Raw genomic sequence first — 10765 nt, 5'->3', positions numbered from 1 at the left:
TCCACCTTATGGATAATCAACAGGCGTGATGTAAGACAACTTTTTTGAGACCAGAAGGTTAAAAAAAGTCGCTCATCAGAATATTTTCCACTAATATTCTGACGAACGACTTTTAACCTGTTATTTTTCAACCCTACAAATTCATATTGACCAACAGCATTCTAATAATAGGAATATAATACTAATATTACCAATTTAGCAAAAACTACTGCATCATACTTCTTGAAGTAAACTCGAAATTAGGCACATAAAATAACACCTTCCCAGTTTTTATCATGTTCTTCTGCCTGTACTATCATCTCTTTATGTATTCATTCTGAAGAATTCCCATATGAATGACGTCATGCCATGCTCCTTCTCTAAACAGGCTTTGTCGAGATTTTCCCTCATGTTGAAATCCCACTTTTTCATATAGCTTAATAGCCCTTTGATTAAAGGAAAATACCCTTAAGGAGACCCTGTGCAGGTTCATTTCAAGAAATGCATAATCAAGCAACAACTTTAATGCCTCTGTTCCATATCCCTTTCCCCAATAATTTTTATTTCCAATATCGATAATGCATTCAGCATTACGATTTTTATAGTCGATGTTTATTAATGAAGTAACTCCTATCGGCGTTTCCGTCTTCCTCTCAAGCATCATATAGCTTTTAGATGTATGAGAGCCTAAAATAACTTGATTAACAAATTCTGCTGTCGCTTCAAAATGATACATGTCCAGAAAAGGACTTGTTGATTGCATGACTTCCAAATCATTTCTCCATGTATGATAAAGCTCTGCATCATCTGCGGTCATTTTTCTAAACAGCATTCTTGAAGATTCGAACAGCATTCAAAGCACCCCTTTAGTATTGTATAGTTATTCTTCCTCAATCGGACAAAGCATTTCCCTCAATGAAAAAAGCAAGACCGTAAGCTGCTCATTCACGTTTGTTCTCTCTGAGCCTAGCTGAAACGTATTTAACATCAAACCATCCAGGAACGAGATAAGATAAAGAGCAATAGATTCAGGAGGTAAGCGAGGCTGAAACTCCCCTTGCTCTACTCCCTTCTGAATAATCGATTTTATTTCCTCCGCTATTCTTTGATATCGTTCTGTTATATAAGGAAAGTTTTCTTTATTTCGTACGTAATTAGATGATAAAAAAAACTCCGCTTTGGAGAGCAAAAGAGATTGACTGATCATCTCAATATTTTTTTGCTGCTGCTTAATCCAGTTGGTTATATGTGTCCACAATGAAGCTGGATCATCCGGTTCGAAAAGAAGGATATCTTGCTGATCATCAAATTGAAGTACCTCCATAAAAACATGCTCAATATTATCAAAATAAGAATATAACGCCCCTCTTGATACTCCGGCTTCATCCATAATGTCTTGCATCGTTGTGTGTGTATACCCATTTCTAATAAACACTCTTCTTGCCGCTTGCAGTAATTCATTCTTCTTTTCTCTTTTATACTCCTCACTTACTTTTGGAGACATACGATCCTCCCTTCCTCCTTGTAACCACATCCTGAAAGAACTTATAGCTACGAAAAATCATGCGGATTTATTTAGCTTACAAAATATACACTAGTGTCGTTTTTAATCATATTGCAATTATAAACGACACCAATGTCGTTTTCAAGCTTCTTTGACCTTTTAGAACATTCTACTTTTCATTGCTTGACTAGTACCATCCTTATCTATGCTTGAAAATAACCTTTCTTAAATAAAAGATACCAGTCGTTTAACTTATCACTTTCTAACACCTCTAATTTTTCCAAAATATCTTTTGAGAATTCCAGCGTAGCTGTGCCATTAGCCGTTATTAGATTCCCATCACTAACAGATTGGGCATCTATGTACTTTTCATCTCCACGGTAATTAGGCGCTCCCTCTTTCAAATAAGGTAAGGAATTACCTGTATGCTTATTATTTTCTAGAAAACCGTTGTTCCCTAAGAAAGTAGTTGCATCACAAATTGCCGCGACAGGTATACCATTTCTAAAACAAAAGTCAACAAGAATTTTTGCACACTGATTTTCTTCTTTTCTCCATCCAGTACCACCCGGAATAATTAACATTGCAAATGTTGTTTCAAAAGAATACGTTTTTAAACTATAGTCCGGGAGCACAGTTAATCCACCCATCGAAATTTTAGGTTCTTCATTAATCGCAATTGTTTTAACTTTATATTGAGTTTCCTGTTTGTTTAACTCTACACTAACATAACTGGCTTCCCAATCGGCAAAGCCATCAGTTATAAAAATCAACACTTCCTTCAAACATATCCCGCCCTTCGCTTAAGTTCTTTTAAAAACAGCATATAATGACTTCCCTGACAATGGCTGTCACGGAATACTTACTGCCGCTTTTCTTTTTCAGTTTTACTACGTTAAATGTAGAAACATGTTACATATTCAAAGGTTTTTCGACTTGTCTTTTGAAGGTAGAACCTGTTGTTCCAGCTTTTCATAAAGGGCAAGTAGTTGCTTTATAGAAGAGAGTTTTGGTACTAACCAGTACACAAATAAGGCTGAAATCACCCCTAAAAAAGCCCCCGTAACAACGTCAATAGGATAGTGAACACCTACCCATATACGGGAGACGGCTACACAGAACGGAAGCGCAAACCATAGCCACTTCTCCTTTTTGCGCACAAGCCAGAATGAAATGCAAACTGAAAAAAACAGAATCGTATGGTCACTCGGAAATGAATTATCTATATCATGTTCGATAAGTTTATTGACGTGTGGCAGTACCGCAAACGGTTGATAATGAGAGTGAAATTGACCGGCTATTCTCCCGAGAATTTCGGCAAAAATGAAGGCGAGCACCGCCTGAATGACCATCATTCTGCTTTGGTTGGTTCGAGTAAACCAATACACAACAATACTTAAACATAAAAAATACAGCATATAATCCGCTAAAAAAACTATAGCTGGATTCAGATAAGGATACTGTTTACCTAAATCGTTAATCAATCGAAAGGCATCAATATTGAACTGGGAAAAAGTCATTCTTAAATTCCTCCTATTTCAGAAAACCATAAAATGAAACCCCGACTTCCCTACCCTACAGGAAATCGGGGTTATTGTCGTATGCTCTAAACAGGAAACAACAAGCTTTGCTTTAATGAATATCAATCTTTTTAAAGTAGATAAGCGTTGCAACGAATCCAGCAATCGATGTAATCAAAATAGCGATATACGAATATTCAGGAGGATATTCAGGAACGAAACCATTGTCTGCTATAACGTGTACAGCTGACCAAGGAAATAAAGCCTTATACGCTCGATTGGCAAGCGCCACGTTTCCCATCGTAATAACAGCCGTAAAAATAATGGTTGGAACATAATTCTTAAACAAAAAGGTGACAAATATAGTTGGCGTGGACAAAAGAAAAAGTAGGCTACCTCCAAGTAAAAATTGTTTCAGTGATTGTAATAATACGGCAGCATTCAAGCCTTCATATTGCCCTATCAATCCCAAAAGGAATATCAATCCCCAGGCCACTAACGTTAATACCAGTATCCAAATAAACAGCAGTACCAGTTTGCTTACGATAAGACTGGTTCTTGACACCGGGATGGTTAATAAATTTTTCAGGGTATCTTCCGCAACTTCACGATGAAACAAATACGCCGTAATGACTCCATATAGAAGGGTTCCGATCAGTAAAAGCACATACAAATTGGTTTCGGAAAACGCCTCACTAAAAAGAACAGGTATTTCAGGCTTTTTGGCTTTTGCATCTAAATATCCGATAAAAACCATCACCGGGGCAGCTGCCGCTCCGATAAGGCTGACCATAAACATCTTGGCTCGTTTAAGCTTAAGAAGTTCTGTATATAACAAATTAACCAATCGTCCCACCTCCTATTAATTTGATAAAGTAATCTTCCAGCCTGTCTTCGCTCATCGTAATCTTTACTACTTCAATGTCATGTTCTACAAACGCTTTGTTCAGCTTGCCCTGCTCTCCAATGTGCGAATATACACGGATTTTTCCTTCATCCAGAACTTCATAATCAACGATATCGAATTGCTTCTCAAGCAGCATCGCCGCTTTATTATCATTAGACACTTGAAACTCAAGGTATTTACGATTTCTTTTTCTAAGCTCCTCAAAGGTGATTTCTTCAAGCAGCTTTCCCGCATGAATAATCCCGATACGATCCGCTAACTGCTCTACTTCGGATAAAATATGGCTGGAAATCAGAATCGTTATGCTTCTTTCCTCAGCCAGAGATTTAATGAGCCTTCGCATTTCCTTAATCCCGATCGGATCTAAACCATTGGTAGGCTCATCCAATATTAACAGCTCCGGATGATGAAGAATCGCTCTTGCTATACCCAATCTTTGCTTCATGCCCATGGAATATTGGCCAACCAGTTTTTTGGTTTCGTGTTGCAGTCCAGCGATCTCGAGTGCTTCTTCAATCGCATTTTTCTTATAAACACCCATGAGCTTTGCGTTGATTAATAAGTTTTCTCTGGCTGTCAGATTTTCATAAAACCCTGAATGCTCGACAATTGATCCAATTCTCCTTAAAATTTCTTTTTGGTGCTTGAACAAATTCTCTCCGAATATCTCAATTTGTCCCTGGGTAGGTTTAATCAGGCCTAATAACATTCGAATCGTAGTCGTTTTACCTGCACCATTCCGACCTAGAAAACCGTAAATTTCTCCTTGATTCACAGTCATATTAAGATGATCTACTGATTTCTGATTTCCATACATCTTTGTTAGATTTGTGGTTTTTATGATTACACTCATTTTTGAGACACCCTCTTTCAGTAAGCTCATGGTTACATTATAAGAAGGCGGTTTTAACTGCTTCTTATCTATTTCTTAACTATTTCTTAAAATCAGTTCTACTCGTTATGTTTTGGAATAGAAAAGCCAAAAGTAGTTTTTTCCCACGGAATGCTCTCTACCCATATCCTTCCGCGGTTTTTTTCTACCAGAGCTTTAGCAATGGCAAGACCTAAGCCACTCCCTCCATTCAAAGGATTCCTCGATTGATCACTTCGATACATTCTTTCAAACACACGACTAAGATTAACTTTTGAAATCCCAGGTCCCCTATCCCAGACAAGCAATTGATATTCACGGGCGGTTTCTGTAAGCTCTATGCCTAATATTTTTCCCTCTTGTCCATACTGTACAGCATTGTTGATTATATTACGTATAATCCGCAGAAGACTTAGACGATCCGCCATGATTAAGCAATTTTCCTCTGGAATCCTGACTTCTAACTCGATATCATATTTTTTCAGCACAGGTAAAAATTCAATCAACGATTCCCTGGCGATTTCTGCAAAATCAAGGGATTCTTCCTTTAAGGGGACCTCATCTGCATCTAGCTTTGCCATATGAAATATTTCATCAATTAATTGCTTTAAGCTGTTGGCTTTCTTTGATATGATCGCAAGATATTCCTGTTTTTCTTCTTCTGAAGCAGCTATATCATCCTTTAGGGCATCTACATATCCAATAATAGATGTGAGGGGGGTTCGAATATCGTGGGAAATATTAGACAGAAGGCTCTTTCTTACAGCCTCGGATTTTATCGTTTGAACCTGGAATTTATCTAATTGTTCGATCAACTCATTGATAGAGAAAATAGCTTCAGCAAGTATATGATCATCATTAGCCAATAATCTGGTATTAAAATTCCCGTGAATTGCCCGTTTTAATTCTACAACTATGCCTTTTAACTTCGTTATGAATTGGAACCTCATGAATAATAAGATTCCTGTTATAACAAAAAGCATAGTAAATAAAGCCCCTCGATAGTTTCCTTGGGGCTGATTAATCAAATCCATAATTATAAGGCTTGTTATAATCAATAATTGAAGAATAATGAGAAAGGTACTCTTGTCACGATTCATCTTTCTCACCTACAAACTTATACCCGATTCCCCACACAGTCTGAATAAGCTTCGGATCGGAAGGGTCATCCTCTATTTTCTTCCTAAGCTTTCTGATATGTACCATAACTGTATTATCATCTTCTACGTATTCACTCCCCCAAACATTACGAAATAGCTGCGTCTTGGTAAATACCTGTTCAGGATGGGAAGCGAAAAACTTCAGCAGTTCAAATTCTTTTGCTGTTAAGGATACCTCTTCTCCGGCTATAATGACCGTGTACTTTTTTAGATCAATCGTGATGCCTTTAAACTTTATAAGTGTTTTTTCATAAGAATTACCATCGCTACCTAATATCAAAAATCTCCTCATAAGGGCCTTGACTCTAGCGACCACTTCATTGATGCTAAAAGGCTTCGTAATATAATCATCTGCTCCTATGCTTAAACCTAAAATTTTATCAATCTCATGATCCTTAGCAGTGAGCATTAATATAGGAACATTGGTTTTATTTCTAAGTCTTCTACATACCTCTATGCCATCAATCTTGGGCATCATTAGATCTAATATGATTAGGTTATATTTGTTTTGATCAAACAGAGTAAGAGCTTCCTCTCCATTTACCGCCACATCTACCTTATACAATTCTCTTTCTAGATATTTTTCCAATAAATCCCTAATTTCTTTTTCATCATCAGCTATCAGCACTCGAATCTCTTTCATCATTTCACCTGCTTTTTATATATGGACAAAAAAATCGAGCAAACATCAGGAAAAACCCTAGATTTGCTCGGCTTTTTACAACCATATAAATAATGTTCCTAAACTTTTTCAACTTGTTCAATTCTCAGACCAAAAATCTGAGGCGGCTCTATTCCATTCATCTGAAGGTATGTTGCTAATTGACCACGATGATGTATCTCATGCTCCATCAATGCCGTCATGATCCTCCAAGAGCTTACTTCATAGCCATGTAGAGTTGGAACTTTTGTAGTCAACAGCTCATTTCCTAACGCTAACAAGCCTTCCTTTAACTTCATATGGCATGTTTCTAGGTACTGAACAATTTCCTCTATATGTTCCCCTTTACTCCTTTCATGACCCGGATAGCTCCACTTCCCATGCTCAAATACATGTAAGAACATAACTTGAGAGGAACCAAGATGTCGAAGTAAATCACCTGTTGAAAATTTATTTTCAGCTGGTTGCCAGTCTAAGATAGAATTCGGTACAACTTTAACATACTGCATGGTACGCTTCCGTAATCCATCTAAAAACGCGACGAATTCCTCCACATCATGAATCATACATACCCTCCCTATATAAAAGATCTAAGAGCCTTGTCTTGGTCGTCCCCTTTATTCTAGCACATAACGTTGGAACATTAAATCCAAGGGATGTTTTCGTCACTTTCTCGATAAAATAACGGTCGTGTGATGCGACAAGTAGCGTTCCTGCTTCGTAGAATCTTTATGCGCCTTTTTGGACCAGCTAGATAGCTCTGCTCGTTGTGCAGTTACTTTTTCATCTTCTTACCACATTTCCCTAAGAAATTGGCTGTTGTTTGCTAAGTGGTATTTCTATACCTTCGTCAATAAAGATCATATCTTGGATATTGATAAAACTCATTGTATTCCGAATCCAATAAAGGTTAGGTGCAACTTTAAACAAATGGGTGGCATGTTGATCATCAAAAGAAACAATAAAATGATCGATGCCCCGTTCGATAGTAAAACGTGTTTGATATTCATCGTCAAGCTGATAAATACCTTCTATGCTATCTGTAGTGTTTATTAACATGACATTAGGGTGTTTTGGTGCGATAGGTTCTTCACTGTCCTGAGGATGGTTTAAAAATGACAATATTTGTTGTTCATACATAGGATTTATCTCTTCATTTGTTAAAAGAATAGTCATTTTTTCGTTTGTCAAAGAACATAAGCAATGCGAAGAGTACCCTGTCCACCCACCGGAGTGACCAAAAGAGTCATCCTGAATTATGAATCCATAACCATAATTGTTATTTAAAGGAGAAGGCGTTAGAGCACGTTTCACTAATTCAGGGGATACTAGTTTACCTTGAATAAATCCCTTTAAAAATTGAGCAATATCCTTCGCTGTAGAATAGATGCCACCATCACCATAAAAATTGCATTGTTTATCAACATCTTTAAAGAAAGGATCCTCTGCTACAGCAATATATTTTCTATTAACATAATCGAAAATCTTTCCAACAGCAATTTGTTCGGCTTTTGGTTTCGATGTTGTATGTTGAAGATGAAGAGGAGCTACAATCATCTCGTGCAAGCAATCCTCATAAGAAAGTTTGCTTATATGCTCGATAATTTTAGCCAGTAATACATAGTTTGTATTCGTATAAAGCCATCCGTAGCCTGCAGGAAAGTACGGTTCTTTAACATGTAAGATTTCTTCAATGTCTTCAATCGAAGAATTACCCATATATTCCGGGATGCCAGATGTGTGCGTTAGTAAATTTTCAATGGTTACATTTTTAAAGGTGGTCGTGTTAAACCATTTTGTCAGTGTATCTTCAAGGTTAATATCCCTTTTTTCTATTAATTGCAGTATCATCACGGCAGTATACATTTTACTTAAAGAAGCAATGTCGAATAGTGTATTTTCTGTGATGGAGGTGGAATTATCCAGATCTTTATAACCTAATGTTAGGCTTATGCTGTCGTTATTACTTGTCTCTAAATAAATTGCACCATTAAATTGTATTTTTTTAAGTGTAGAATAAATAGTATCAAACATACTTTAGACTCCTTATTATATTAGTTATCTAACATATTAGACATGAAGAGATTAAATGAACTCTTTTATGGCGATTTCCTTTAATTTCTTCATGATTCGTTCCAATTCATTAAGCTCTGAAAGAGTCAATTTAGAAAACAAACGATCAGCCACGGCACGTTCAACATGCTCTTGCTTGTCAAAATACTCCCAACCTTTAGTATCTAATGTAATAAATATTTCACGACGATTATCAGGATTAATAGTTCGACAGATAAATTGATTTTTTTCCATCTTGGCAATAAGCTGGCTTACCGCACTAGAGCTAATATTCATTTCTACAGCAATTTCACCTACAGTTATTTTATTAGCATAATAGACAATATCTAATAATACAGCCTGTTGTGTGGTGATAGAGCTAGCTAGATATTTTTTATAATGTTTGTAAATCAAACGATTGATAGTATAATCGGCTTCATTAATTTGTTTTACTTGTTGGTATAATTCCAAACAGATCATCCTCTAATATGTTAGTCAACTAACATATTAGAGGATGATCTAAAAAAAGTCAATCTTCTGTAGTTGAAAAAAGACACATCGGCCTTTCTTCTGCCAGAGCGCAGGGCGTCTCCAATCTCTTCTTTTTTCCGAATTTCCTCCTCTAACCACCTGAACTTTTGTTAATGCGTCAAGTGATTTCTATATAAGTATATGTTTTACAAATTACCTGTTAATACTATGGTAAAATAACAGAAAATAGGTGATATAAAATTACTGAGTACAAGGGGGAAACTGATGAAAATTGAAAATGTGAAAAGAGAGATTGAAGAGAAACTAAAGAGAAAAGTTGCTTCTGATCAATATCTTCATAATGTTTATTTGCTAATACATTCCGATAAGCTGGATGTCCACTGGACTATGGCTGAGGGAAAAACTGATGGAATTTTAGCAAATCCTAACCAGCCCTATCATACTGCTAGTGTGGGTAAGACTTTTACTTCTGTAATCTTAGCAATATTAGTAGATAAAGGACTCGTCAAATTCGATGACCCTATCGTAAATTACTTACCTGCAGATATTCTTAAAGATCTTCACATATATAAAGGAACAGATTATACAAACGACATTCAGATCAAGCATTTATTAAGCAATACCTCTGGACTGCCAGATTATTTCGAGGATAAACCTAAGCATGGTAAAAGGTTCCTGGAAGAGATACTTGAGAATCCCTCACGTTTTTGGACACCACAAGAAACTATCCACTGGTCCAAAGAGCATTTAACCCCCCACTTCCCTCCTGGGACAGGAGTTCACTATACTGACACAGGGTACAATCTCTTAGGACTCATTATTGAAACTATTACATCAAAGTCCTTCCATGAAGTGCTCCATGACTATATATTCAACCCCCTGCATATGAATCACTCTTATTTATCCCAGTTTTCCGAACCTATCATTAAAAGCCAACATCCGGTTGCTCATCTATATCTTAAAGAGTTAAAAATAAACGTAGATAATCATATTAGCTTTAGTAGCTTTTATTCTGGCGGTCAAACTGTGTGTACATTAGAGGATCAGCTACTCTTTATGAAGGCTTTGGCTAATAATCAAATTATTCAAAAAGAGACACTGGACATTATGAAACAATGGAATAGAATGTGGATAGGGATGGATTACGGTTATGGCTTGATGAGGATGCGCTTTCTTCCTTTCACTCAAAAGTATCTTGGCTGGGGGCACCTTGGTTCTAGCGGAACCTCCATGCTTTACTTTCCAAATATGGATACATATATTATCGGGGGTTTCAATCAAACGACTTATCGGTCAAAAAGCATGAACTTTATTTTTTTTAACGTTCTGCGTAAATTAGCAAATATGCAGAAATAATAAAGCCTTTTTCTTTCTTATTCTTCAAAAAAATGCTGGCATCTTCTTTCGCTAAACTGCCCTGCTGGCACAATAAGAAAAACCGAAATTCCTTCTTGATTAACATAAGGTATTTCGGTTCATCTTTTTTATAAACATTGTTACTTTATTTCAAATCTACATTACATGTAGAAATAATATAAATTTCTATATAGACTCTAAATCTGTTACGGTTTTTTCGTTTACTTGATTTCCTGTATTCAAAGTCGTCTTTGGCTCAAGCA

12 protein-coding genes are annotated in these 10765 nt (G+C 36.5%); 1 reads left to right on the top strand and 11 read right to left on the bottom strand.

Annotated elements, in window-relative coordinates; translation table 11 throughout:
- Positions 1–295: 295 nt before the first annotated feature.
- The 11 genes from HMPREF0083_RS09930 to HMPREF0083_RS09880 form a co-directional block, all read right to left on the bottom strand.
- On the bottom strand, positions 296–832 hold the full coding sequence (locus tag HMPREF0083_RS09930; protein WP_040302296.1) for a GNAT family N-acetyltransferase: 537 nt from the start codon (positions 830–832) through the stop codon (positions 296–298).
- Positions 833–859: 27 nt separating this feature from the next.
- Complete coding sequence (locus HMPREF0083_RS09925; protein ID WP_040302295.1) at positions 860–1483, bottom strand: TetR/AcrR family transcriptional regulator; 624 nt, start codon at positions 1481–1483, stop codon at positions 860–862.
- Between the two features lie 203 nt (positions 1484–1686).
- Positions 1687–2268, bottom strand: coding sequence for a type 1 glutamine amidotransferase family protein (locus HMPREF0083_RS09920; protein ID WP_021621155.1), 582 nt, complete (start codon positions 2266–2268; stop codon positions 1687–1689).
- Positions 2269–2403: 135 nt separating this feature from the next.
- The gene (locus tag HMPREF0083_RS09915) at positions 2404–3003 is read right to left on the bottom strand and encodes an undecaprenyl-diphosphatase (protein WP_021621154.1); all 600 of its coding nucleotides are present in this window, start codon (positions 3001–3003) and stop codon (positions 2404–2406) included.
- A gap of 112 nt (positions 3004–3115) precedes the next feature.
- Positions 3116–3850 carry an ABC transporter permease gene (locus tag HMPREF0083_RS09910; protein WP_021621153.1) on the bottom strand — a complete coding sequence of 245 codons (735 nt, stop codon included), beginning with the start codon at positions 3848–3850 and terminating at the stop codon, positions 3116–3118.
- A complete protein-coding gene (locus HMPREF0083_RS09905; RefSeq protein WP_040302294.1) occupies positions 3843–4763 on the bottom strand; it encodes an ABC transporter ATP-binding protein in 921 nt (306 codons plus the stop codon). The genes HMPREF0083_RS09910 and HMPREF0083_RS09905 overlap by 8 nt, the downstream gene beginning before the upstream one ends.
- A 98-nt stretch (positions 4764–4861) precedes the next feature.
- Positions 4862–5881: a sensor histidine kinase gene (locus tag HMPREF0083_RS09900; protein WP_021621151.1), complete on the bottom strand. Its 1020-nt coding sequence runs from the start codon at positions 5879–5881 to the stop codon at positions 4862–4864.
- Positions 5871–6584: a response regulator transcription factor gene (locus tag HMPREF0083_RS09895; protein ID WP_040302293.1), complete on the bottom strand. Its 714-nt coding sequence runs from the start codon at positions 6582–6584 to the stop codon at positions 5871–5873. Before HMPREF0083_RS09895 ends, HMPREF0083_RS09900 begins: the two co-directional genes overlap by 11 nt.
- 98 nt (positions 6585–6682) lie before the next feature.
- Positions 6683–7168 (bottom strand): DinB family protein, encoded by a 486-nt coding sequence (locus tag HMPREF0083_RS09890; protein ID WP_021621149.1) that lies wholly within the window; start codon positions 7166–7168, stop codon positions 6683–6685.
- A 238-nt stretch (positions 7169–7406) separates the two neighbouring features.
- A complete protein-coding gene (locus tag HMPREF0083_RS09885) occupies positions 7407–8636 on the bottom strand; it encodes a serine hydrolase domain-containing protein (protein ID WP_021621148.1) in 1230 nt (409 codons plus the stop codon).
- A gap of 51 nt (positions 8637–8687) precedes the next feature.
- A complete protein-coding gene (locus HMPREF0083_RS09880; RefSeq protein WP_021621147.1) occupies positions 8688–9134 on the bottom strand; it encodes a MarR family winged helix-turn-helix transcriptional regulator in 447 nt (148 codons plus the stop codon).
- Positions 9135–9410: 276 nt separating this feature from the next.
- On the opposite strand from HMPREF0083_RS09880, the gene HMPREF0083_RS09875 reads away from it, so the two are divergent.
- Complete coding sequence (locus HMPREF0083_RS09875) at positions 9411–10502, top strand: serine hydrolase domain-containing protein (protein ID WP_021621146.1); 1092 nt, start codon at positions 9411–9413, stop codon at positions 10500–10502.
- Positions 10503–10765 lie beyond the last annotated feature (263 nt).

This window comes from Aneurinibacillus aneurinilyticus ATCC 12856, from assembly GCF_000466385.1.
Taxonomy (GTDB): domain Bacteria; phylum Bacillota; class Bacilli; order Aneurinibacillales; family Aneurinibacillaceae; genus Aneurinibacillus; species Aneurinibacillus aneurinilyticus.
Note: the sequence above shows the minus strand (reverse complement) of the source record. Positions and strands in the feature narration are given on the sequence as shown.